The following is a 23,460-nucleotide window of genomic DNA, read 5'->3' as shown; positions in this document are numbered from 1 at the left end:
CATTACTGCTCCTGTCTGGCCCGTCGTTTGATCCGCCGCAGCTCGGACTCGAACCCGTCGAGCAGGCAGCGGATCCCGAACATGAACTGAGCCTCAGGGTCCGTGGTGAGCACTTCTCCGAGGCGGCGCAACGGCGAGTCCGCCGGTGTGTTCTCGTGCACGAACGTGTCGTCCACCTGGTGGGCGAATTCCGCGCCGCCGCCGCGGAATCTCGAGATCTCCCACGCCATGGCGCCGAGGAGGTGGTTGCGCAGCACCATGAACCCGCGAATCGACGAGTCCTCGTCGAACCCGGCCTCCTGCAGCAGGGCGATGACGTCGAGCCCGACGGCTGCCGCGCCCGGCCCGCGGACGGAGTTCTCCAGGTGGATCTCGATGAGGGCCGGATGCCGCAGCGCGTTGCGCCGCGACTCCAGCGCGAACTCCTCCAGGCGCACCCGCCAGGGCCGTCTGTCCTGAGCGATGCGAGGAGACTCCGACAGCGCGAGATCGGCGACGGCGTCCAGCAGTTCCTGCTTGTCGTGCAGGTGCCGGTAGAGCGACATCGGGCTGCCGCCCAGCGCGTGGGCCACGCGGGCCATCGTGACACCGCTGAGACCTTCGCGATCCGCGATCGCGAGCGCGGCGGCGACCACGGTCTCCCGGTCGAGCGCGCCGCGTGGCAACCGCTCCGACTTCCGCACTTTCGATTCTGACGTCACGGCGTGTGTCCCCTGTCCGGTTCGTGGGCCGCGCTCTTGCGCAGCATTGCGTACGAACATAGTGTATGTCTATACCCAGTCGAGTGGTCCGGTGAGAAAAGTCTGCGTCGAGACCAGGCGAACGCGCTCGCGACTCCCCCGCACCGGCCGGCTGAATTCCCTCCATGCCTCCTCGACACCCGATGCTGAAGGAGCACTCTGCCCATGACCGCCGGCCTCTGGCTCCACGGCGCCACTCTCGTCACCGCGACCGGACGCGACCCCGAAACCGCCGGGCTCCTCATCGAAGCCGGGCGGATCGCGCGAGTCGGCGGGGGCGCCCCGCCCGACGCCGAAGTCGTCGACTGCACCGGCCTCACCGTGACTCCCGGCCTGATCGACGCTCACGTTCACCTGGGTTTGGCCAGCCGGCTGGAGGCCAGCGTCGGGTACGGCATGTCCGTCGCGGAGATCGCCGCCGACATGTTCGCCAATTGCGCCCAGACCCTGCGCGGCGGTTTCACCACGGTGCGAGACTGCGGGGGCATCGACGCCGGTCTCGCCCGGGTCGTCGCGTCAGGCAAGGTCGCCGGGCCCCGGATCGTGCAGTGCGGCCCCATCCACTGCCAGACCGGCGGCCACGGCCACTACGCCTCCGAGTGGGAGCCCGCCGAGATGTGGCGCGGCCGGGTGATCCCCGGCTTGCGGACGCTGTCGACGCTCTCGGACGGTCCCGATCAGATGCGGAAGAACGCGCGCGAATCCTTTCGGGGCGGCGCCGAGTTCCTCAAGCTGTGCGTCACCGGTGGCGTCATCTCCCACCACGACAAGCTCACCGACACCCAGTTCAGCGTCGAGGAGATCGCCGTGGCCGTCGCCGAGGCCACGGCCCGGGGCACCTACGTCACCGTCCACGCCCACAACGTCGACGGCATCCGCAACGCCGTCCTGGCCGGCGTGCGGTGCGTGGAACACGGCACCGGCATCGACGAGGAGACGGCCGCGCTCATGGCCGACCGCCAGGTCTCCCTCGTGCCCACGCTCGCCGCCGTCGAGGTGCTGATCCGGAACGTCGACGGGCTCGGCCTGCCCGCTCATTTCGCCGAACGGGCGGCGCGGGTGCGCGACGCGATGATCGACGGATTGCTCACCGCGAAGGCCGCCGGCGTCCGCGTCGGACTCGGGTCGGATCTCGTCGGGCCCGACCAGAGCCGTCGCGGTGAGGAACTGACCCTGCGGGCCACGGTCGAGTCGCCCATGGAGGCCCTGATCGCGGCCACGCGGGTCAACGCCGGCCTCCTCGGACTCGACGGCGAGATCGGCACCCTCGAGGTCGGGAAGCAGGCGGACATCGTCGCCTTCGCGGAGAACCCCCTGGAAAAGCCGGCCCTGTTCGCCGAGCCGGACAACGTGGTGCTGGTGCTGCAGAACGGCGTGGTCGCGAAGGACGAACGAACGTCCTGATCCTCCGCGTCAGCCGCCCACCCCGCGGGCGATCGGGGTGGGCGGAAAGCGGAGACCTTCCTCCTGCGGTGACGGCGGGTCAGCCGCAGACCGCCTCCATCACGCGCACGAAGTTCGCGCCGAGCACCTTGGCGATGTCCTCGTCCGACCAGCCGCGCCCGACGAGGCCGCGGGTGATGTTCGGGAAGTCGCGGTAGTCGTCGAACCCGATCAGTCCCTGCGTCGCGACCAGTCCGTCCTCGGGCCGGAAGCCGGTCTCGGCGAAGATCGGCTGAACGAGGTCACTGAGCATCCACTCGGGCAGTTGCAAGGGCCAGTCGGTCCCGATCCCGACATGGTCGACGCCGGCCACCTCGGCGACGTACTCGATGTGGTCGAGCATCGAGTTGATGGTGACCGACGCCCCCGGGGCGAGGAAGAAGGGAACGGCCACGATGCCGATGAACCCGCCCGTGCCGGCGATCGCGCGCAGCTCTTCGTCGCTCTTGCCGCGCGCGTGCCCGAACACGCCCTGTGCCGCGGTGTGTGAGGCGACGACCGGCTTCTCCGACACCTCGCACGCATCGAGCGTCGTCTGCCGGCCCACGTGGCCCGTGTCGACGATGATGCCGAGATCGTTCATGAACTTGACGCTGGCCACGCCGAACGTAGACAGCCCCGCGTCCGTGCGCTCGGTACAGCCGGCGCCGACCTTGGTCAGGTTGTTGTAGGTGAGCTGGCACATCCGCAGGCCGGCGTCGTGCGCGTAGAACAGCATGTCGAAGTCGCGCCACGGTCCCAGCATGACCTGGGTGCTCATCAGGCCGGCGTGGGTGCCGGTCTCGTGCGCACGGCGGATGTCGGCGGCGGTCAGGGCCTTGCTCAGCCACGGGAAGTAGTCGAACTGCTTCTGCATGAACGCGAAGGTGCGTTTCCAGGCATCGTGATCATCGGCAAGCTCCACCTGACGGTTGCCACAGGTGATGCCGCTCGCGTCCCAGTGATCCTTCACCTCGTCCATCCGGCCCTCGAACGCCCGGCGGATCGGCAACATCAGCCCGTCGGTGAAGGTGCCCAGCTTGTCGCCCGCTCTCGCCTTCAGGGCCGAACGCAGCTGCTCGTTCATCTCCTGGTCGAACACCCGGTACCCGACCGGCCCTTGGAACAGGGCATCGACGATGACGCACTCGCGATGCAGCCGCGCGGCACGCTCCTCCTGCGCCTCGTCCAAGCCGAAGTCGAACGTGCCGAACTGTTCCGTCATCAAGATCCTCCAGAGCTTTCGTCGGTGTCAGTTGTCGCCCATGCGGCGAACGAGCCGGTCCATCAGGAACAGGAACTCCGGGTGTCCGGATCCGTCGTCCCCGACGCCGTAGCCGAAGGGCGGCTGATCGGGGTGATCGGCCAGGGCCAGGCCCCGAGAGCCGATCGGCCGCAGCCGGACCGGCGGCGGATCCGAACGGTTGCGGCCGAGCACCGGGTCGGTGAACCTGGCCTGGTAGGAGAGCGCGTCGCCGTCGCCGGTGATGGTGAGCTCGCAGCCCCAGCAGACGTACCGGCCGTGGTACCGGCTCGGCTTCGGCTCCGGATCGGAGAGGTCGGGCGCCACCGGTGCGGACAGGCCGAACCGGTCCTGCAACAGGGCCTCCGCGAGCTCCGTGTGGAAGGGCATCGAGGCCGGGCCTCCGTTCGCGAAGGCGATGTAGGCGGCGCCGCTGTCGGGAAGAACGCCGACCATCGCGACGCCGCCGTAGGAGCCGCCGCCGTGGGTGAGCACGAGGCGATCGCCGTACTGCTTGCGCAACCAGCTGAGCCCCACCGAGCCCGCTTCCGGCACCGGGAAATCGAGATGGCAGGCCGCCATCCGGTCCACGGACTCGGCGCTGAGCAGGCGTTTCGCCGACGTGAGGGTCGGCAGGTGGCTGCCCACGAAGGTCAGCGTGTCCTGCACCGAGGTGATGAGCGTCGTCCCCGCCGGCCCCAGGCACTCGGGCAGCATGAACAGCTTGCTCGGCACCATTCCGCCCTCTCCCGGAGAGTGGCCGATCGCGGTCCGGTGCAGGATCGCCTCCTTGGCCGTGAACATGCTGCGTTCCAGGCCCAGCGGCGCGAACAGCCGTTGCCGCATGGCCGCGGAGAAGCTCTCGCCGGTGACGACCTCGATGATCCGGCCGGCGAGCACGAAGCCGGCGTTGCTGTAGGAGAAGTACTCGCCGGGCCGGAACAGCTGACCGACATCGCGCAGCAGCGGCACCCAGTTCGCGATCGCTTCGTCGCCGTCCCCGACGTCGGCGATCAGGTCCGACGCGTCGATCCCGGCCGAGTGGGTGACGAGGTGTCGCACGAGCAGCGCGTCCGCGGCCGCCGCGTCACCCAGGACGAGATCCGGCAGATAGCGCCGCACCGGCGCGTCGAGGTCGACCAGCCCCTGCTCGACGAGGGACACGAGCAACGTCGTGGTCCAGACCTTGGTGATCGAGCCGGTCAGGAACAGCGTGTCCGGGGTCATCTCGACGCCGCTGTTCAGGTTCGCGACGCCGACGGCCGCGGTCTCGATCCGGCTGTCCTCCAGGACGCCCACCACTGCGCCGGGGACGCCGGATCGGGCGACCAGTTCCCGCACCGTCTCCCGCAGTTTCGTCATTCGAGGTCTCCCGTCACGCGAGGCAGAATCGGACCGCTTCGGCGAGGTCACGCGCCCGCCGTTCGCCGGCCTGGTAGGAGTAGAGGTTCATGACGTAGCCGAAGCCGACCTGGGCATCGGGGTCACCGAAGGCGATCGACCCGCCGGAGCCCGGGTGGCCGAACGACTTCGGCCCCGCCATCGGCATCGGCGGGCAGGCCCGCCAGAACCCGAGCGACATGTTGAAGGAACGGTCGGCCGGGAGGTCCAGGTCGGCGGGCAGTCCGTGCATCCGGGTCCTGTCGGTCTGGACCTCGATCGCCCGCTCGACGGTGGCCGGATGCAGCAGCCGCACGCCGTCGACCTCACTCACCGTGGCGGCGTACATGCGCGCCAGCGATCGCGCGTCCGTGAGCATGTTCGCGGCCGGGAACTCGGCGGCGTGATAGGCGCGCGTGCCCATGGCCTCGGAGAAGTCGGCGAAGGCGCCGCCGAGCGAGCCGGCGCGGGACTGGATCGAGCCCTCGCCCCACACGGCGGCGATCCACCTGGTGACCGTGTCGGCGTCGAGCCCAGTGCTCTCGATCATCCCGGCGGTCATCTCCTCCAGGACGAGCGGAGCCGAGTCGATCCGGGCCACCTTCCCCTCCTCTTCCTCCGGCAGCCCGATCCAGGCGTTCAGCCCGAGCGGACCGGCCACCTCCTCGGCGAAGAAGGTGCCGAGCGACTTGCCGGAGATCCGGCGCACGACCTCGCCGACCAGGTACCCGAAGGTCATGCTGTGGTAGACGTGCTCGGTGCCGGGCTCCCACTCCGGCCTCTGGGCCTCCAGCGCACGGATCACCGGGCCGCCGGCGCACGCGTCCTCGAAGGTGAACCGGCCGTCGACGACCGGCAGGCCGGCCTGGTGCGAGAGCAACCAGCGCACCGGGATGTGGGCCTTGCCGTTGGCGCCGAACTCCGGCCAGTACGTGACGACCGGCGCGTCCAGGTCGAGCTCACCGCGCTCGGCCAGCATGTGCGCGCAGATCGCGGTCGCGCCCTTCGTCGTGGAGGCGACCAGGGCGATGGTGTCCTTCTGCCACGGCCGCCGGGTCTCGCTGTCGGCCAGGCCGCCCCAGAGGTCGACGACGGGACGGCCGCCGACGTAGACGCAGCACGACGCGCCCACCTCGCCCGGGCTCCCCTCGAAGTTCGCGCGGAACGCGTCCGCGACCTTGCCCCAGCCGTTCTCGACATGTCCGTCCACCGCTGCCCCGCTCATCGTGTTCACGCAGTTGCCCCTCGTTGAGTGTTCGGAGACCCCAGGCGACGCCCATGCGGGCCGGGTGGGACCCTCGGCCCGCATGGCGGCCGTCACGCGATCGGCCCCGCCGGCACCGTGTACTTGAAGCAATTGCATCCCTTGTCGAAGCTGGACACGGCCGTCAGCTCCATGCCGTCGTGCCGATCGGGCCCGAACCTGGTGGCGCCGCCCAGGGTGAGGGCGCTGACGAAGCTCGTCCCGATCTTCTCGATGGCCGGCACGAGCTTCTCGGTCCCGCCCAGGCCACCGCTGTTGGTCAGGCCCTGCTGCAGCAGTCGCACCGCGTCGCACGCCATGAAGACGGTGAGCTGGTCCGTGATCTTCTGGACCGCCATGCTCGCGGCGCGCGCATCGGCCAGGCAGGTCGCGCGCACCTTGGCCTGCTCCGCGGGCGGCGCCGGCTGCTCACTCACATCGTTGTCGGGCAGGCCGCCGAAACCATGGATGTTGGCCAACTGGTCCGCCGAGTAGATCTTCAGCGCGTTGGAGCCGCCCGGCGAGTGGAAGAGCAGGTACTGCGGCGACCACTTCTGCGCGTGCGCGCCCTGCGCGAAGTAGTAGACGACTCCCCTTTCGTACAACGTCAGGAACATGACGTTGTCGACGCCCTGGGACTTGAACTTCAGCGCGAGCGACTGGATCAGGGCGAGGGTCGGCCCGTTGTCGGCGTACCCGTGGGCGCACTTGACCTCCGCCTTGATGAGGGCGATGCCGCCCTTGTCGGCGATGGGCTTGAGGGTCTTGTCGTAGACGCGCTGGTTGTAGGGGCAGTCCTCGAGAACGACGCCGATCTTGCTGCCGGAGCGGAGGTGGCCGGCCGCGACGGCCTTGTCCATGATGCTCTCGACGCGGCGGTCCAGCCGCACCGAGTTGACCGCGATCAATCCGGGGTTCTTGGCGAGGTCCTCGCTGTCGCCCACGGCCGATCCGGTCGAGCTGCCCATGTACAGAATCGGAACGCCCGCCTTGGTGAGGCAGCTGTTGAAGCTTGCGTTGTAGATGGTGCCGTCGTAGACCACGGCCTGGACGTTGTTGTCCTTCGTGAACCGCTGGCAGATCGCTTCGAATGCCGTGTCGTGGTTGGGGGCGCTGAAATCGATGGCTTCGTCGACGACCTTGATCTGCCGGCCGTTGATGCCGCCGCCGGCATTGATCTTGTCGAAGACGGCATGTGCCGCGTCACGGTACGGGCTCTCGATCCCGACGCCGTTCCGCGCCGTCTCGGCGCGGGTGTCGGTGATCAGCATCCCGATCTCGATCGGACCGGAGGTGGTCAGCTTGAAGCCCGAACCTCCGGCCTTGGGATCTTTGCCGCTGCCGCCGCCACAAGCGGCCAGGACAACAGCGCCGCAGACCGCAAGCGCGGTCATCCGAATACGCATCATCGATCCTGACTCCCTCAATCTCAGCACCTGCGGGCAGTCCCGCGGTGAGCAACCACATGTGGCCGCCCGGGGCCGCTGGCGAGGGGCCGAGCGCGATCACGTATGTGAATACACTATGAACGTACGCATCTGGCCGACGCAAGGCCCGGCCGGCAGTTTCTGCGGAAGGGGTCAGGACCGGCCGACGACCCGTGCGGCCAGCTTCTTCAGCCCGCCGACCGAACCGGCGCCGTGGAACGAGAGCGAGTACCAGGTGTCGTGGTCCAGCACCTGCAACTCACCGACGGCGGCGAACGCCTTGTCGCCGAGGTCGACGGCCTCAGCCTTGGGATAGGCGAGCTTGGCCTGTTCGAAGAGGTCGGCCACACTCATGCCGTTGCTCTTGAACACGCCGGCGAGGCGGTCCTGGTGCAGCACGGTGATCGAGAAGGTCGACCCCGACGCGGCGCCCGCGCTCGTCCAGACGCACTGGTCGGCCCCGGTGTCCTCCTGATGGGCCGGCTTGCCGTCCCCGAACGGGCCGCCGAACGCGGCCTCCAGGTCGCCGGCGGTCATCAGCTTGCAGGCGTCCGCCCCCGCGTCTGCGCTCCTGCTCTTGCTCGTGCCGACGGGCGACGCGGACGGGGCGCCCTTCGCCTCCTCGCCGTCGCCGTCGCCGCCGCAGCCAGTGACGGCGAGCGCGAGGACCAGCAGGGACCCGGAGACACCGGCGAGGATCCTCATGGGCGGACCTCCCTTATCACGTATGTAAGTACACTATGGTGATACGCGTACGGCGGCGCAAGACCATCTCGGCAACCCGCGGAAGCGAACAGCTCCGAGTCAGGAGGAGACATGGATTCCCTCTCAGGCCGCACGGCCTTCATCACCGGTGGGGCGCGCGGCATCGGGCTGGCCATCGCGCGCTCGCTCGCCCGCCGGGGTGTCTCGGTCGCCATGGCCGACCTCGACGATCCGGCTCTGGAACGAGCCGAGGAGGAGTTGTCGGCGGTGACGAGCGCCCGGTCCTACAAGCTCGACGTCCGCGACCGGCAGCGGTACGCCGAGGTCGCCGACACCGTGGAGGCGGAGCTCGGCCCGGTGAGCGTCGTCGTCAACAACGCCGGCATCCTCGACTCCGTCTCGCCGTCGCGCATGGACCACACCCTGTGGGACTACGTCATGGGAGTCAACGCGGACGGCGTCTACAACGGCCTCCAGGCGTTCGTGCCGCGCATGATCGAGCGCGGCCTCGGTGGACACATCGTCAACACCGCCTCGGCCGCCGGCCTCTTCGTCGACGGTGAGTCACTTCTCTACAGGTCAGGCTTCCTCTACCACGCGTCGAAGTTCGCGGTGGTCGGCCTGAGCGAATCGCTGCGCGTGGAGCTGGCCCGCCATGGGATCGGGGTGAGCGTCCTGTGCCCCGGACCGGTGGCCACCGACGGGGTGGACAACGCCCGGCGCCTCCGTCCGGCGGACGCGCCGGAGCGCTCGGCCAGGATCGAGACGATCCTGGAAGCCGCGCAGAACATGGTGCGCGATCAGGGCGTTCAGCCCTCGGTCGTGGGCGAGCTCGTCGTCGACGCGATCATCCACGACCGGCCTTACATCCTCACGGCCGTCGACAACGCCGCCCCGATCCGGGCCCGGATGGAGGCGTTGCTCGACGCCGTTCCGACGCCCCGGGCCGAGTAGGCCCCGGGCCTGCCGTCTCGAGCGCCATCGCGTCGAGCGCGCCTCATCGGTCAGCGGCGCCCCTGCCCGTGCCGGAGCGCTCGATCGCGGTGATGCTGCCGCCCAGGTAGGCGTCGACGACCCGCGGATGGGTGCGTACGACGTCCGGCGGCCCTTCGGCGATGAGATCGCCGTCGGCCATCGCGATGATGCGATCAGAGATCCCCATGATGAGTGGGATGTCGTGCTCGATGACCACGAGGGTCAGGTCGAGCTCGCGCTTGAGTTCGGCCAGCAGGTGCCCGAGCGCCTCGGTCTCGCGCTGGGCGACGCCGCTGGAGGGCTCGTCGAGCAACAGGCACATCGGCCGCAACGCCACGAGGCAGGCGATCTCGGTGATCCGGCGGGTGCCGGTCGAGAGCTCCTGGATGGGCTTGTCCCGATGGCGGTCGAGACCCATCGCGGCGATGAGGGCACGCGCCTGGTGCTCCTTCTTCCGCTCGCCGAGCATCAATCCCAGCGTCGACGTCAGGAAGCCCGTCGGCTGCACCCGCTCCAGCGAGAGCATGACGGTCTCCTTGACGGTCATCGTGGGGAACAGCGCGGCATCTTGGAACGACCGGATCAGACCGCGTCGCGCGCGCCCCTCCGGACCGACCCTGCTGATGTCCTCACCGTTGAAGAACACCTGACCTGTGTCCGGTTTGGTGAAGCCGCCGAGCAGTTCGAAGGTGGTCGTCTTGCCGGCGCCGTTCGGGCCGATCAGGCCGACCGTCTCGCCGGCACGCACCTCGAACGACACCCCGCGTACGGCGTGCACGCCGCCGAAACTCTTGCGGAGATCGCGCGCCTCGAGCAGGGGCGTGCCCGTCGAGGGAGCTGGTCGCTCCGAGGACACCGCACCAGGCTCGCTGACGCGCAGGCCGCTGATCCGGACACCCTGGGCCGTCGCGGTGGCGTCGGCCGGGTCCTCGCCGGCGTACAACGGCTCGGGATCGATGCCGTGCCGGCGGGCGATGAACTTCACGATCCGGTCCCGGATCGGCGCGACGACCTGGATCAGGCCGCCGACCTTCCACAGGATGAGGAGCAGCGCACCGAACTTCGTCGCGGCCAGCCCGATGTTGCCGATGTCGAGCAGCGGCAGGCCGAGCACCCAGATCGCCCCCAGCACCGGCCCGATCAGCGCGGACATGCCGCCGAGCACCGTCATGACGACGACGTCGATGCTCGCGGACGTCGGGAACGACCCGGCACTGATGCTGGACAGGGAGTGCGCGTAGGTCGCGCCGCCGATGCCGGCGATGAACCCGCCGACCAGATAGCCCTGGAGCTTGACGAGGGTCGCCCGCACGGCGAACGCGCGCGCGTTCTCCTCGTTGTCGCGGACGGCGACGAGCAGGCGGCTGAACCCGCCGCGCCGGATGTTCCACGCCAGCACCAGGGAGACGACGAACAGCGCCAGCGCGAAGTAGTAGTAGTCACGACCGCTGTCGAGCGGGCCGTCGAGCGGCCAGCCGGAGGGTTTCCCGGGATCCTGCCCCTCGCCGAGCATCCACGGCTGCGTGAGCAGCCACGCCGGGGCGGCGAGCGCGAAACCGAGCGTGGTGACGGTGAGCATGAGGCCGCGGATGCGCAGCGCCGGCAGGCCGATCACGACCGAGACGAGCCCCGCGCCGAGGCCGGCGAGGAGCAGTGCGAGCGGGAAGCTGCCGGAGGTGCTCGACACCTTGAACGAGATGACCGCGCCGATCGCGGCGACGGCGAACTGGCCGAGCGTCAACTGCCCGCCGAGACCGGTCAGGACACCGATCGACAGGCCGACGATCGAGAAGGCGATGATGCCGGTGAGGGTCACCGACAGGCCGTTGGAGACGAAGAGCGGCAGGATCGCGAGCGCCGCGACGGTCGTGATCGTGAAGGCCGGGCCCATCGCGCGTACCGCCCACAGGCGCTGCAGCCTCTCCGGGACCGAGCGCAGGCCCTGCACCGCGGCCCAGCTGCCCTTCTCCTCATCGCGGCCCGCCCGCCGGCGCTGCACCAGCAGCGCCACGAGGATGATGAGGAACATGGCCACCTCGACGAGGCCCGACTGCGGGTAATTCCACAGCAGGAGCTGTTCGAGGATGCCCAGGCCGACCCCGCTGGCCAGGGCGATCGGCAGGCTCCGCATCCGGCCGATGACGGCGGCGGTCAGCGCGCGCAACAACAACGAGGGACCGAAGCTGTCAGCGCCGACGAAGCCCTGCGTCGGCGCGGTGAGGATCGCGGTGAAGGCCGACAGGGCACCGGCGATCGCCCAGGCCAGTGTCGACATCCGGCTCGCGAAGATGCCGGCCATCCGCGCCGCTTCCGGATTCGCCGCCGCCGCGCGGATGGCGAGACCGAACCGCGACCGCCTGAGGAACAACGCGATGGCGAGCACGAACAACGGCGACAGGAACAGCATGCCGGAGTAGGCCTCCGTCACGCGCAGGCCGCCGACGTCGAAGACCGGCAGCCACGCCGGCTGTGGGTACAGCGGTCCGGAGGCGGTGGAGTTGATGAGCGCGGCGAGGACGACCAGGAACTGGCCGACGCCCAGCGTCGCGACGATGGACACGATCCGCGGCGCGCGGCGCAGCCGTCGTACGACGCCGGTCTCGGCGGCGGCCGCGGTCGCCGCGGCCACGATGAGTGCCATCGCGAACGCGATCCAGTACGGGATGTGCCACTTCACCGCGGCGACGCCGAAGAACGCCGCCCCGAACGCACCGATCTGCCCGTGCGCGAAATTGATGATGCGGTTGCTCCGGTAGACCAGCACGATGCCGACCGCCAGCAGACCGTAGGTCATCCCGACGATCGTGCCGAGCAGGATCACCGGGAACGGTGTCGCCGCCTGGATGACGTCGTGCTCGTCGAGGACCGCGGACACGATCTTCGTCCCGGCGACCGCGACCACGAACGCCAGGATCTGGAGGAACGGCTTGCGGGCTCGCTGGAGCAGGCCACGCCGGTCGGCCACCGACTCCTCGACGGCCTCGGGCGCGTGCTCGACCAGATCGGGCCGCGCGGTCACTTCGCCGCTCCGGCGCCCTGAAGGAAGACCGCGCGCAGCAGGTCGTCGCGGGCCAGCAGTTCATCAGCGCGTCCGTCGAAACGCATCTCGCCCTTTTCCATGAAGTACGCGTGGTCAACGAGGTTCAGTGCGATGTTCACCGACTGCTCGACCAGCACCACGGCGGTGCCGTCGGCGTTGATCCGCCGGACCATGCCGAGGAGCTGGCCGACGATCACCGGGGCCAGGCCGAGCGAGAGCTCGTCGATGAGGAGCAGCCGCGGACGGAGCATCAGCGCCTTGGACAGCCCGAGCATCTGCTGCTCGCCCCCGGACAACGTCGAGGCGAGAGAGTTGCGGCGCTCGTACAGGCGCGGGAACGCCTCGAAACACGTCTGGATCCCGCGTTCGACCGCTCCCCGATCCCTGGCCATCGTGTATCCGTAGCTGCGCAGGTTCTCCACGACGGTCATCGGCCCGAAGACCGCGCGTCCGCCGGGGATCTGCGTGATGCCCAGCCGCATCCGGCGTTCGGCGTCGAGATATGTGATCTCCTGCCCGCGAAAGCGCACGCTGCCCGCGGTGGGCAGGCCGATCCCGGAGATGACCTTGAGCAACGTCGACTTGCCGGCGCCGTTGACGCCGAGCAGGGCCACCATCTCACCGTCGTCGATGGTGAAGTCCACGTCGAAGAGGACCTGCAGCCGGCTGTAGGAGAAGTCGACGCCGCGGCAGGACAACATCGGCAGGTGCCCGCCGCTGTGCCTGATCCGGAGGATCTCCTCGTCCTCGACCACCTCGTCGATCATCCGGTCGAGGTCGCCCTCGATGAACTGGCCGGCACTGGAGATGATGAAGGCGCCGAGCATGCCGGGGATGGCGATGGCGACCATCGTGCCGCCGACCCCGAACTGTTCCTGGACGCCGGCGAGCAGCGCGGCGCCGACCGCGCCGCCGACCGCGATGAAGATCCCGGCAAGCGCTTGCGCGTGCGGTCGCATGCGTGCGGGAACGATGGAGAGCAACGAGATGCCGAGCATCGGATGCAGGAGCCCGAGGCAGCCCCCGGCGATTCCGAAGCAGATCACCATCGGCGCCAACGCCGGCATCAGCCCGCCTGCCGCGATGAAGACGACCGTCCCCGCCAGGAGGAGACCGGCGGCCCTGAGCACGCGCGCCGGCGAGGCACGGAACTGCTTCTCGCCACGGCCGCCGTAGAGGACCAGGGCGACGACGCCGATCCCGAAGAACATCGAGAAGAACAGGCCGCGTTGGCCCGGCCCGAGGTTCCACCGCTGGTCGAGGAAGACCGAGACGAAGGTGCCGAGCGGCACGGTGAGCACGCCGTACACCGCGAACCCGGCGTAGACCCGCCTGTTGGTAGGGATGAGGAGGACGCGGCGGCAGATTTCCCAGAACCCGAGCGCGGCGTCCTTGCCGGACAACGCATCCGTCGTCTCGCCATGCTCCCGGTGGACGTCGGCACGCAACCGCTCGGTGTCCCACTTCCCGTAACCGGGGTCGCGCAGCCTGATGGCGCAGAGGGTCATGAGGAGCGAGGCGGCCCCCAGGGCCAGGAAGACGCCCCGCCAGCTGAGGCCGGCGACGGAGGCGAGAACGCCCACCAGCAGGGGCGCGAGCGCCTGGCCGAAGGTGCCGATCGCGGTGTACGCCGTCAGCGCGCGCACCCGCGCGGCCGGAGGGTAGCTGTCGACGATGAGCGGCGCGTGCAGGGCACCGACCGACCCGGTGAAGAGCCCGTCCAGGCAGAGGATGATGATCAGCGCGACCAGCGAGGTGGCGAATCCGGTCGTCAGCGTGATGACGCTCCACACGGCCCCGGTGAGGATGCAGAGCATCGCTCGCCGCGCCCCGGACTGCGACAGCCGCGCGATGGGCAACGGCGCGATCGCGATCGCGAGCTGGAACAGCGCGCGTGCTCCGATGATGGCGGCGACGGAGATGCCCAGCGTGCGGCTGATCTCCGGGGTGAGGACCGTGAACGCGTAACTCTGGAAGGCGCCGGTGGCGAACAACAGGCCCAGGGCGATGACCGGGTAGTAGCGCAGATCGTGCTTCCGGACCAGGGACCGGAAGCTCTCCGTGTTCTTGTCGCCGGTGACACCCAGCGTGGCTCGCGCCTTCTCGCGCAGCGCCGCGCTCGTCCGCTCGACGTCCGCGAGGGCCGTCTCTTCGCTCGCGGGCTGGTCCCCTGTGTGTGGTGGGTGTGGCACGTCAGAAACCAACCTTCTTGATGCGGACATCGAGATCCCAGGCCGATTCGCCGATACGGCGCCCGGAGGTGTCCATCAGCACGATCGTGACGGTGTGAAGTTGCGAATCCTCCTTGTGCCCGGGGAGATTCGGGATCGATGGGATCTCGAACGACTGGTTCGTCGTGGTGTAGATGTCGTGGCTGGTCAGGTAGGTCTCGTCCGGGCAGCTCGGCGACCCCTCGCAGAAGGGGTCGCCTTCGGCCACGTCGTCCATCGTGTGGCCGGGCTCGATCGGCGGCTGATCGACGAAGATCGCGAAGTAGCCGGCCTCGTGGGACGGTGACTCGCTGCCGGCCGCCGCGATCCGGAAGTCGTCCATGGTCCAGGTGACGGTGACCGGAGTTCTCACGGTCGATCGGGCTTCGGGGCCGACGACGCGTAACCGATCGTCGACGCGGAAATTGAGGTCGTCCAGATCGGTGAGGCCACATCCCGCCAGAGCGACGACGGCGACAATCGCCATCGCACCGCGAGCAAGCCAGGGTTTGCCCGTCAATGTGTCCCCTTCGCGTCGATGACCTCTGCGTTCATGCCTCGCGAGCCGGCGAGGCCCAGACCAGACGCGCGATCACGTATCTCTGTACACTATGATGATACGCCTCAGGTTTCGCAAGACTTGGCCGAAACTTCGGCGCCCGTCCACAAGCAGCCCACAGGCGGTCACGTCACGCGTGGTCCGACGTCCAGCAGGACGAAGAGAATCGTGCAGGGGCGGCCGGAGCGATCGCCCCTGGCGTGGTTGGTGCCTCGCCGGACCAGCACGTCGCCGCACGCATGAGAGTTCTCGCCACTGTCGAGGACGCTGTAGATTCCGCCGTCGATGACGTAGCGAATCGCGATCCGCCCTGACTGTTTGAGGGGCTCGATCGTCCGGGCGGCGGTCCGGCTGATGCCGGCCGCCGCCGCGTCGTCCGGCCGCCCACCTCGCGCGCCCGTGGCTCGGTGGGCGGCCTCTCCACGCTCGCAGGCGGGCCGGTGGCCGCTATCGGGGCGGCAGGTCCACGGCAAGGCGGAAGCCGACCGAGGGGGAGCGGGTGAGCCCGGCGCCGAGGAGGAGGAGCTTGGCCGACACGTCGGCCGGTTGCGGGCCGCCGTCGAAGTACCAGTCGGAGCCTTCCGGGGCGTAGGCGCTGCCGCCCTTGAGGATGCAGAACCGGGTACGCCCGTCGGTGTGCTCGCTCTCGGTGAGGTTCCACACCAGCGGTTCGCGGCGCTCCAGCAACCCCGCCGCCCCGGCGACCTGCCACTCGTCCTCGGTGGGGAGACGCGCACCCGCCCAGGCGGCGTACGCGCGCGCGTCCTCCAGATCCACGTAGGTAGCGGGCGCGTCGCCGACGTTCATGCTCATGGCGTCCATGTGGTGGGTGTGTCCCGCGAGAAAGCGTTCGGGGCGGACCGGACGGTAGCCGCTGGCGCGTACGAACTCCGCGTACTCCGCGGCGCTCACCTCCCTGACACCGATGGCGAACCGACCGAGCCGGACCGCCCGGCATAGCGTGCCGGTGTGGTGCAGCCGGGGAGGGAGCGGCTTCCACTCATCGACATAGGGCGCTTCGCCGTACAGGCCGGTCTCCCGCACCCGATGACGGACCACCAGCTCGTACTCACCCCCGCCCGCCTCCACCATCCCCGCCGGTACGGCGTCGCGAGGCGTATACGGCTTGGCCGCCCGCACAGCGGCCCTGGCGGGAAAGGTGTCATCCTCCGCCCCTTCGCTCACCGGTGCCAACGGCACATCGACGCCCGGCGGCACCGGCATCACGGCCGCGATGCCGCCCGCCGGTAGCGGGCCGCCGATGTGGACGCCGCCGTCCTGAGCCGGGCTCACGGTCAGCGGCGTGCCCGTGGTCAGGTCGATCCAGCGGTGGCCGGGCCGATCGGCGGTGTGCAGCCAAGGGCCGTCGCAGGCCGCGCCGCGATTGACGACCGTCCACAGCGGCATCCCCTCGTGGACCCAGCGCGAGCCGTACACCATGGTGCCGGGGACGTGGTCGGCCAGCGGCGTCCAGTCCGGCGACCCGAACCAGGCGGCGTGCGTCAGATGCACCCGGCGCATGCCGCGCAGCACCGCGCGGTCGCGGGCGTTCCAGCCCACCCAGACGCCGAAGACGCACTCCCAGACGAGGATGCCCGCGCCGTTCAGCCAGGCGGAGTGCAACTCCTCCAGATGGTCACGGTGCCAGCGCCGGGTGTGATGCGGCAGGTGCCCGCGCTCGAACCACTTGGCGCGCAGCACTCCGGGCACCGGCGAGTCGGCGAACCACTGGGCCCAGGACATCTGGTGGTCGTGCACCCGAGCCAGCGGGATCCGCGACTCGCCCTCCATGACCAGCCCGGGCCGGATGGCGTCGAGCGCGGCGCGCAACTCCGGCCGGCCTTCCTTGGAGCTGTCGAGGAAGATGCCGTCGGCGCCGAGTCGCGCGGTGATGTCCGCGATGTCGGTGGAGGTTTGGCTGGCCCACGGGTAGTAGCTGAGATAGACCCGTACCCCGCGCCGCTGGAAGTCCGCGACGACCTCCCGCAACTCGGGAATGTCGCGATAGAAGTCGAACTGGTCTCTGGCATCGATCCCGATCACCGGGTAGGCGTGCCAGAGCAGTACGCCGTCGAACCCGCCGAAGTCCTGCTCGGCCGCGTCCAGGAAGACGTCCACGGTGAAGGTGCCGCGCGCGTGGTCGTACAGCGTCTCGTCCCACAGCCAGGCCACGCACACGCTGAAACGATCACGGTCGGACACCCGGTAACGCTCGCCGGAGTAGCCGATCCGCTCCCGTGCCTGTTCCCGCCACTGCCCGAGCCGCTCGCGCCACACCTCCCACAGCGCCGGATCGCCGGGGGCGGCGAAGATCTTCGCCTCGTCCAGCACCGACAGGTCGCTTCCCGCCGCCAGCGGCACCTCGGTCGGCAGATCGATTGGCCTGGGCAGATAGGGGTTGAAACCGGGGGATTTCATGAATGCTCCCAACCACCGTAAACGTTTACCAAGCACCATGGCATGACCCTGTGCGGTGCCAAAACTTGTCCATGGCATCTGGCCTGGCCTTCTATCCTCGGCACTCGTGTTTCTACGCCTGCTGTACTGCTGATGGTCCGATTGTTCGGCTGGTTGACGCTTCTCACACGGGGCGACACCTCCAAGGACGTAGAGATCTTGGTGCTGCGACATGAGGTCGCCGCCCTGCGTCGTCAAGTCTCCCGGCCACGACCAGACTGGGCCGACCGAGCGCTGCCGGCCGCACTGCCGCGACTACTGCCCACACAGCTTCGCCTCCATCGGATCGTGACGCCGGGCACCTTGCCGACCTGGCACCGACAGCCGGTCGGTCAACGCTGGACCTACCCGAACGCGACCGGACGTCCGCCGATCCCGGACGAACCGCGTGAGCTGGTCATCCGGCTGGCCAGAGAGAACCCACGATGGGGGCACCGGCGGATCCAGGGCGAACTGCTCAGCCTCGGCCGTCAGATCGGGGAAGGCACCATCCGCCGCATCCTCACCGCGGCCGGCCTCAGCCCAGCGCCACGCCAGACATCACCGACCTGGCGACAGTTCCCTACTTCGCAAGCCTCCGGCATCTTGGCCTGCGACTTCCTGCACGTCGACACCGTGTTCCTCAAACGCCTGTACGTCCTGTTCGTCATGGAGATCGAGACACGCCGCGTCCACCTGCTGGGCGTCACCTCCAACCCGACGGGCGCATGGACCACCCAGCAAGCCCGGCGTCGGCCAGCTCGCGCGGCGACCAGTTGGCGATGCCGTGTGAGTGCGGGCAGTCGGTGTACGGCCGGAGCAGGGCCGCGGTGCCGGCCTCGATGACGCCGTCGGCGAAGAACTTCACCGCGTTCCCGGTGAGCGTGCCCGGTGCGGCGCTCTCCACCCGATCCTGGTCCCCGGGGAATCTGCCGATCTGCTCGCGCCAGTGCTCGGGTTCCATGAGGAAGGCGAGGCCGGCGCGTACGGGAAGATCCTCGGCCGCGGCGATCCACGTCTCGGCTTCTTCCGGCCCGGCCAAGGCGTCCTGCACCCAGGTGACGCCGGCCGCGGCGAGCCTGGTCGTGGCCTCGCGCAGCGCGGTGAGCCGCAGGTCCAGGCCGGGCTCGGGAAGGAGGGCGAGGATCGGGTTCATCGCCCCGAACTCGCGCAGCGTGCCGAGCGGTTCGCTCGATCCGTCCCTGCGGACGATCTGGCCGCCCGTGGGGTCGGGGGTGGCGGCGGTGTACCCGGCGCGGCGCAACGCCTCGCTGTTCACCCAGGCGGTGTGCAGGTCCATGGTGCGCAGGAGCACGGGCCGGTCAGGGACGGCGGCGTCCAGCCATCGCGCGTCGAAGCAGCCGCCAGGGGCGAGCCACGGGTCGACGCCCTCACCGGTGATCCACTCGGCCTCCGGGTGCTCGGCGGCCCAGGTCCGTACGGCTTTGCAGACCTCCTCGACGCCCGTGCAGTCCCGGACCTGAACGTTGCGCAGGCTCATGCCACCGGCCAGGGGATGCACGTGGCCGTCACCGAAGGCGGGCAACAACGCCCCGCCCGCCAGATCGACCACCTCGGTACCCGGCCCGCGAGCGGACAGTGCCGCCTCGCCGAGGGCGCTGATCCGGTCGCCGGTGACCGCGAGAGCGTCAGAGACGGGAACGCCGGCGGCTCCGGTCCTGATGGTTCCTCTGGTGAAGACGATGTCGGCGTTCATGAGTGTGACGTCACCCTCCGCTACCATAACTGAAAGGCATTCAGTTTCGAGCAATGTAAGGGCCGGGCCGCGTCTGGGAAGAGCTTTACTGAATGCCTTTCGGTAAAGTCTCCGTAACACTCGACGGGAGCAAGGAGCATCGGTGGGACGACCGCGTACGCCTCTGCTGGACCGGCGGAGGATCGGCGCAGCCGCGCTGAAGCTCGCCGACGAGCAGGGCACGCTCAGCATTCCGGCCCTGGCCAGAAGCCTGGGGGTGGCCCCGTCGGCGCTCTACCACCACGTCTCCGGGCGCGACGAGATCATCGCTCTCATGCGCGAGGAGCTGACCCTGACCGCCGGCCTGCGCCCGGCCCGATCGCGCCCCTGGGAGCAGGCGCTGGCGGACTGGGCCCGCTCATACCGGGACGCCTTCGCCGCGCATCCGGGGGCCGTACCGCTGCTGGCCGTCGCCCCGCTCGCCGAGCCCTTCATGCACGCCATGTACGAACACGTCGCCGGCCTGCTGCTGGACGCCGGCTTCGTCGAGACCCACGTGCGGCCGGCCATCACCGCGCTGGAGAGCTTCATCCTCGGTTCCGCCCTCGACCTGGTCGCGCCCAGCGTGATGCTCCCCGGCGTGGACCGCGAGACCGCTCCCCGCCTCAGCGCCGTGCTGGAGCGGGTGCCCGTGGACCACGACCGCGCCGAGCGCGCCTTCGAATTCGGGCTGAACGCCCTGCTCACCGGGTTCCGCGCGCTGCTCGACGACCAGTCGGCGGACGGCGCGCGGGGCGCGGAGTGAAGTGACGCGTCCGAGCTCGACGCCGCTGGTAGAGCCGACCGCCACATCGAACGCGGCGGCCGCAACGCGGGCAGGCGGGGATGGCGCGGCCAGTGACAGGAACTCAGGATGGGGCCACGAACGGTGATCAGGAGGAACTGACCAGCCGGCAGCACAAAGACCTGCACGTGCTGCCGGAGCTGTGCGCGGCCGGTTAGGAGTCCGGCATCACCGAGCAGGACCGTGAGGACGTCGCCCTCGTGATGGTCGACGTGTCCGCACTCATCCAGTGCCACTCATGTAGGCCGCCGTCACAGGCAAACTTCAGAGCCTCGTCGCGTAGGCGCTTCAGGACCTCGAAGTTGTGCAGCACGACGTCGGGGTCGTAGGCCCGCCGACATCGCCCGGCGCTCGTCCTCGTGCCCGACGGCGATCTCGTAGCGCGTCGGGAGCGCGGGCTCGGGCGGCTCCATGCCCGTCACGAGGCGCGGCACGGCCTGGGTGCGGCCCCAGTGGGAGAGCTCGTCGAGCTCCTGCATCAGCACCGGCCACCGGCCCGTGCCCGGCGGTTGACTCCGACCGTCGGGAACAGGGTCGTGAGCGGGCACGCCCGGCTCGTCGCCCGCCAGACAGAGGTCGAGCGCCAGCACGTCGAGCTCCGGCTGGGTACCGACGGACGCCAAATCGCGCCCGCCGAGCACGACCGCGACATCTTCCGACCGCGCCAGGACGTGCTTGCCGGCCGCGGACTGCACGACCATGTCGAACGTGGCGCCGGCCCCCGTCTCCCGCCGGGGACCGGCACCCGCTTCACCGGGTCACCACTGTCCGGTGGTGAGAGGGCGGAGCGGCCAGGTCTGGTGGACGGCGCCCGTCCACTCCTGGGCCTCGATCTCCTCCTCCTCCCGTGGTCGACCAGTAGTGGGGGCTGCAGACGGGCCGCCGATACGCAGGGCCGCCCTCGCCTAAGCGAACCGTCCCCAGGTCGTGACGAGCGGACGGTAGCCCTGGCGGGACCAGAAGGGGACGGACAGCGGATTCGGGGCCGCGTAGTGCACCAGTATGGTCTCGACGCCTGCCGCTGCGGCCTCGGCATGGGCGTGGGCGGCCAGCGCGGCGCCGATGCCGCGGCCCCTGCTGACCGGCCGCGCGTACAAGGAGCCCACGTACGCCACGGGCGGAGGCTTCTGCACAGCGGGCGCGATCCAGCCCGAGTGGTCGGGGTGATGGACTGCGAGCATGCCGGCGACCTCACCGTCCGATTCGGCCAGCCAGCACCAGCCGTCGTCACGGGCGAGCTTCTCCTCGAGCTCGGCCCGGGCGGCGGAGGGCGTCGAGGGCAGCACCGAGAACCAGCCGAACTGGGCCTCGTAGTCGACCAGCTCCACGTACAGCCGGCACATGGCATCCAGATCGTCCGCCGTGGCCCGCCGTATACCTGGAGACGAGTGCCCGCCCGCTGAAGCGGGGCCGACGCGGACGCCGAGCACGGAGCGCGGCGCGAACCCCCGCCTGACCAGTGCCGCCACGGGCGCGGCATCCCGGCTCGGCCAGTTCACCACGAGCCCGGAACCCGGCTCGGCGTCGAGGGTCGAGATCCACCGGTCGAGGAGGCCGCCGAGGGCGTACGCGGGGTTGTCGCCGGCGACTCTGGCGTGGAGGGAGTAGGTGGTCAGCGGGCCCCAGCGCACTGACGGGGCGCCGGGGTCGGCTCTGCTCACCGAGGGGGCGCCGACAGCGTTCACGGTCTCGATCAGGTCTTCGCCGAGATCCGCGACGGCGACGAGAGGGTCGGCGGCGCGCACACGCTCACGGTGACAATCGATCACATCACTCACGGTTTGCACACTAATCCGCCGTGGCGACATTTCAGCTTCCGCAACGGCTGCGTGCGCGTTTCCGCCCCCACATGGCCATCGAGGCCCGAAGATCGTTGGGGTTCCGAGACGCCCCACCTGGGATCATGATGGCGTTGAGGCGTGAGCAGTGGACCTCCGGCAGCCAGCGCGTCCACAACCTCACGGTCGCCGGCCCGCACACCTACTACGTGGCGGCGGGCGCCACCGAGGTTCTCGTCCACAACCAGAACACCCCCAACCACTGCGGCATCGACATCGGCGCGGCTCGTGAGCAGGCGGTCGCCGAACTCGTCGGCGGGCGCGTCTCCGGACCGGCGGGCAAACAGGGCATGAAGGTCGTGCGCCCGGGTGTCGGGTCCACGGACGTGGACGTCATAGGCCCCAACGGCGAGTGGCTCGCCGTCGGCGGACCGGCCAAGGCCAAGAACATCAACAAGCTCCGCGAGAAGCTGTCGATCCTCAAGTACGCCGCCGACAGGGAAGGAGTCCGTGCCATCGCCTACTTCGAGGTCGGTACACCGCTATCGGTGATTCAGGCGGCGATGCGGATCCTCGGGGCCAAGAACGTCGTCCAATTCACTCGATAGGCTGAGGACATGGGATTCGGGGAAGCACTGTGGGTTCGCCGAGCCGGATCTCCCCTGGCTCTGCTTCACTTGCTCAACGACATGGCCCCCTTCGGTCTCCGGCTGACGCACCCGGAGACCGAAGGGGTACGCCACCTGACGGAGGACGGCCCCGTCGAGACCACTCTCGATGCCTTCCCGCACCTGCGGACGTTCACCGTGCAGCTGTGGGTGGACGCCGACACCGACGTCCTGACCTCGATCTCACCCCACGGTGACACCACCTTGGCCGAGTTCGACCTGGACGGCCTGACCACAGACGAGGCGCACCGGGCAGTGGGCGCGATTCTCTGGCTCGCGGTGAGTGACCCGGTCTCGCTGGGATTGGTCGTGGACAGCCGCCTCCCGGACACCGCCCCCGACTGGGAGGGCTTCCTCTTCGACGGCGGCCGACCACCCTCGCACACGCCTGAGCTGCTCTGGTCGCCAAGCACCTCGTCGTTGCGCCTCACGCCAGGATCGTGGCTCCTGCGCGAGAACCCGTCGCCGCACTGACCAAGCGACCTATCAGGACAGGCCAGTCGACCGGCCCGCACCCTCCGCCGCTCTCTCAGCTGGCCGACATCCTGCCCACCGCGGGGATCACGTCACTGCTGCTGATCAACTGGCTTCAGACCGTCGTCGCAGAGGGCGTACGAGCTCAAGTTCAGCCTGTCGTCGCAAACACCGCATCGCGCCACCGCCCACCGGCCCCGGCGTGGATGGCCGCCCGCGGCCGCGCGCTGACCGCCGCCACTTGAAGCATGACCGTCTTCTCCTCAGCCGCACCTAGCTCCCCGCCATCGCCGCCGCCCACCCCGGCGGCATGACCAACCAGCAGCTGCGGTCGCGTCGGGCATGGCGTGCGCTTGGACGCAACAGTGGGTGGGCGCAGGCCGGAAGCCGACCCAGACGGGGAAACCGACGCTGTCGGACGCGCCGGCGCTGGAGACCGGTGACGAGATCGACCCGAAGATCGGCGACTGGCGCGCCACCATGCGACCGTCCGCGGAAGACACCGTCGACGGCGTGCTGGCCGACCACCGCAACACCGTCGAGCGAGCGAACCAGGTCATCGACACATGCCCAGACCTGGCCCTTCCCGCCACCGGTGCGCAGCCCACACCCTGATGCAC

General features: G+C 69.5%; 19 protein-coding genes. 6 read left to right on the top strand and 13 right to left on the bottom strand.

What is annotated here, in order from left to right:
* Positions 1 to 2 precede the first annotated feature (2 nt).
* Positions 3 to 683 (bottom strand): TetR/AcrR family transcriptional regulator C-terminal domain-containing protein, encoded by a 681-nt coding sequence (locus tag ABZ815_RS18965; RefSeq protein WP_357699443.1) that lies wholly within the window; start codon positions 681 to 683, stop codon positions 3 to 5.
* Positions 684 to 905: 222 nt separating this feature from the next.
* On the opposite strand from ABZ815_RS18965, the gene ABZ815_RS18960 reads away from it, so the two are divergent.
* Positions 906 to 2,144: an amidohydrolase family protein gene (locus ABZ815_RS18960; RefSeq protein WP_357699441.1), complete on the top strand. Its 1,239-nt coding sequence runs from the start codon at positions 906 to 908 to the stop codon at positions 2,142 to 2,144.
* Positions 2,145 to 2,223: 79 nt separating this feature from the next.
* On the opposite strand, the gene ABZ815_RS18955 is transcribed toward ABZ815_RS18960, so the two are convergent.
* The 5 genes from ABZ815_RS18955 to ABZ815_RS18935 all read right to left on the bottom strand — a co-directional run bounded on the left by ABZ815_RS18955 (position 2,224) and on the right by ABZ815_RS18935 (position 8,160).
* Entirely contained in the window at positions 2,224 to 3,387 is a 1,164-nt protein-coding gene (locus ABZ815_RS18955) for a membrane dipeptidase (protein WP_357699439.1), read from the bottom strand.
* A 27-nt stretch (positions 3,388 to 3,414) separates the two neighbouring features.
* Complete coding sequence (locus ABZ815_RS18950; RefSeq protein ID WP_357699437.1) at positions 3,415 to 4,767, bottom strand: serine hydrolase domain-containing protein; 1,353 nt, start codon at positions 4,765 to 4,767, stop codon at positions 3,415 to 3,417.
* Positions 4,768 to 4,780: 13 nt separating this feature from the next.
* On the bottom strand, positions 4,781 to 6,010 hold the full coding sequence (locus tag ABZ815_RS18945; protein WP_357699475.1) for a serine hydrolase domain-containing protein: 1,230 nt from the start codon (positions 6,008 to 6,010) through the stop codon (positions 4,781 to 4,783).
* A 92-nt stretch (positions 6,011 to 6,102) separates the two neighbouring features.
* Positions 6,103 to 7,437, bottom strand: a complete 1,335-nt coding sequence (locus ABZ815_RS18940; RefSeq protein ID WP_357699435.1) for an ABC transporter substrate-binding protein — start codon at positions 7,435 to 7,437, stop codon at positions 6,103 to 6,105.
* A 171-nt stretch (positions 7,438 to 7,608) separates the two neighbouring features.
* Entirely contained in the window at positions 7,609 to 8,160 is a 552-nt protein-coding gene (locus tag ABZ815_RS18935; RefSeq protein ID WP_357699433.1) for a DUF3558 family protein, read from the bottom strand.
* 111 nt (positions 8,161 to 8,271) lie between these two features.
* Between ABZ815_RS18935 and ABZ815_RS18930 the strand changes: the two genes are divergently transcribed.
* Positions 8,272 to 9,114 carry an SDR family oxidoreductase gene (locus tag ABZ815_RS18930; RefSeq protein WP_357699431.1) on the top strand — a complete coding sequence of 281 codons (843 nt, stop codon included), beginning with the start codon at positions 8,272 to 8,274 and terminating at the stop codon, positions 9,112 to 9,114.
* Positions 9,115 to 9,157: 43 nt separating this feature from the next.
* Here the strand turns inward: ABZ815_RS18930 and ABZ815_RS18925 are convergent, their stop codons facing one another.
* The 5 genes from ABZ815_RS18925 to ABZ815_RS18905 form a co-directional block, all read right to left on the bottom strand.
* Positions 9,158 to 12,154, bottom strand: a complete 2,997-nt coding sequence (locus ABZ815_RS18925; protein WP_357699429.1) for an ATP-binding cassette domain-containing protein — start codon at positions 12,152 to 12,154, stop codon at positions 9,158 to 9,160.
* Complete coding sequence (locus ABZ815_RS18920; protein ID WP_357699427.1) at positions 12,151 to 14,367, bottom strand: ATP-binding protein; 2,217 nt, start codon at positions 14,365 to 14,367, stop codon at positions 12,151 to 12,153. Before ABZ815_RS18920 ends, ABZ815_RS18925 begins: the two co-directional genes overlap by 4 nt.
* Position 14,368: 1 nt before the next feature.
* Positions 14,369 to 14,905 carry a hypothetical protein gene (locus ABZ815_RS18915; RefSeq protein ID WP_357699425.1) on the bottom strand — a complete coding sequence of 179 codons (537 nt, stop codon included), beginning with the start codon at positions 14,903 to 14,905 and terminating at the stop codon, positions 14,369 to 14,371.
* Between the two features lie 486 nt (positions 14,906 to 15,391).
* Complete coding sequence (locus tag ABZ815_RS18910; protein ID WP_357699423.1) at positions 15,392 to 17,362, bottom strand: SUMF1/EgtB/PvdO family nonheme iron enzyme; 1,971 nt, start codon at positions 17,360 to 17,362, stop codon at positions 15,392 to 15,394.
* Between the two features lie 724 nt (positions 17,363 to 18,086).
* Positions 18,087 to 19,097 (bottom strand): amidohydrolase family protein, encoded by a 1,011-nt coding sequence (locus ABZ815_RS18905; RefSeq protein ID WP_357699421.1) that lies wholly within the window; start codon positions 19,095 to 19,097, stop codon positions 18,087 to 18,089.
* 142 nt (positions 19,098 to 19,239) lie between these two features.
* Here ABZ815_RS18905 and ABZ815_RS18900 point away from each other — a divergent pair, with 142 nt between their 5' ends.
* The gene (locus ABZ815_RS18900; RefSeq protein WP_357699419.1) at positions 19,240 to 19,881 is read left to right on the top strand and encodes a TetR/AcrR family transcriptional regulator C-terminal domain-containing protein; all 642 of its coding nucleotides are present in this window, start codon (positions 19,240 to 19,242) and stop codon (positions 19,879 to 19,881) included.
* 290 nt (positions 19,882 to 20,171) lie between these two features.
* Here ABZ815_RS18900 and ABZ815_RS18895 read toward each other — a convergent pair whose 3' ends face one another.
* Both ABZ815_RS18895 and ABZ815_RS18890 read right to left on the bottom strand, forming a co-directional pair.
* Positions 20,172 to 20,621, bottom strand: coding sequence for a hypothetical protein (locus ABZ815_RS18895; protein WP_357699417.1), 450 nt, complete (start codon positions 20,619 to 20,621; stop codon positions 20,172 to 20,174).
* 204 nt (positions 20,622 to 20,825) lie between these two features.
* Positions 20,826 to 21,665 (bottom strand): GNAT family N-acetyltransferase, encoded by an 840-nt coding sequence (locus ABZ815_RS18890; protein WP_357699416.1) that lies wholly within the window; start codon positions 21,663 to 21,665, stop codon positions 20,826 to 20,828.
* A 104-nt stretch (positions 21,666 to 21,769) separates the two neighbouring features.
* Between ABZ815_RS18890 and ABZ815_RS18885 the strand changes: the two genes are divergently transcribed.
* From ABZ815_RS18885 to ABZ815_RS18875, 3 genes are all read left to right on the top strand, one after another.
* Positions 21,770 to 22,306 (top strand): hypothetical protein, encoded by a 537-nt coding sequence (locus tag ABZ815_RS18885; protein ID WP_357699414.1) that lies wholly within the window; start codon positions 21,770 to 21,772, stop codon positions 22,304 to 22,306.
* An 81-nt stretch (positions 22,307 to 22,387) separates the two neighbouring features.
* On the top strand, positions 22,388 to 22,840 hold the full coding sequence (locus ABZ815_RS18880) for a hypothetical protein (RefSeq protein WP_357699412.1): 453 nt from the start codon (positions 22,388 to 22,390) through the stop codon (positions 22,838 to 22,840).
* A gap of 369 nt (positions 22,841 to 23,209) precedes the next feature.
* Positions 23,210 to 23,455, top strand: coding sequence for a hypothetical protein (locus ABZ815_RS18875; protein WP_357699410.1), 246 nt, complete (start codon positions 23,210 to 23,212; stop codon positions 23,453 to 23,455).
* The last annotated feature ends 5 nt before the right edge of the window (positions 23,456 to 23,460 follow it).

Origin of the sequence: Nonomuraea sp. NPDC047529 (genome assembly GCF_040642995.1) — a bacterium.
GTDB lineage: Bacteria > Actinomycetota > Actinomycetes > Streptosporangiales > Streptosporangiaceae > Nonomuraea.
The sequence above is the reverse complement of the archived record's forward strand: the minus strand, read 5'-3'. Positions and strand labels throughout refer to the sequence as shown.

Bases quoted from the DNA above. Each gene is read 5' to 3' on its own strand.
- ABZ815_RS18960 (WP_357699441.1), top strand. From the start codon at position 906: ATGACCGCCGGCCTCTGGCTCCACGGCGCCACTCTCGTCACCGCGACC.
- ABZ815_RS18955 (WP_357699439.1), bottom strand. From the start codon at position 3,387: ATGACGGAACAGTTCGGCACGTTCGACTTCGGCTTGGACGAGGCGCAG.
- ABZ815_RS18950 (WP_357699437.1), bottom strand. From the start codon at position 4,767: ATGACGAAACTGCGGGAGACGGTGCGGGAACTGGTCGCCCGATCCGGC.
- ABZ815_RS18945 (WP_357699475.1), bottom strand. From the start codon at position 6,010: ATGAGCGGGGCAGCGGTGGACGGACATGTCGAGAACGGCTGGGGCAAG.
- ABZ815_RS18940 (WP_357699435.1), bottom strand. From the start codon at position 7,437: ATGATGCGTATTCGGATGACCGCGCTTGCGGTCTGCGGCGCTGTTGTC.
- ABZ815_RS18935 (WP_357699433.1), bottom strand. From the start codon at position 8,160: ATGAGGATCCTCGCCGGTGTCTCCGGGTCCCTGCTGGTCCTCGCGCTC.
- ABZ815_RS18930 (WP_357699431.1), top strand. From the start codon at position 8,272: ATGGATTCCCTCTCAGGCCGCACGGCCTTCATCACCGGTGGGGCGCGC.
- ABZ815_RS18910 (WP_357699423.1), bottom strand. From the start codon at position 17,362: ATGAAATCCCCCGGTTTCAACCCCTATCTGCCCAGGCCAATCGATCTG.
- ABZ815_RS18905 (WP_357699421.1), bottom strand. From the start codon at position 19,097: ATGAACGCCGACATCGTCTTCACCAGAGGAACCATCAGGACCGGAGCC.
- ABZ815_RS18895 (WP_357699417.1), bottom strand. From the start codon at position 20,621: ATGGTCGTGCAGTCCGCGGCCGGCAAGCACGTCCTGGCGCGGTCGGAA.
- ABZ815_RS18885 (WP_357699414.1), top strand. From the start codon at position 21,770: ATGGCCATCGAGGCCCGAAGATCGTTGGGGTTCCGAGACGCCCCACCT.
- ABZ815_RS18880 (WP_357699412.1), top strand. From the start codon at position 22,388: ATGGCCCCCTTCGGTCTCCGGCTGACGCACCCGGAGACCGAAGGGGTA.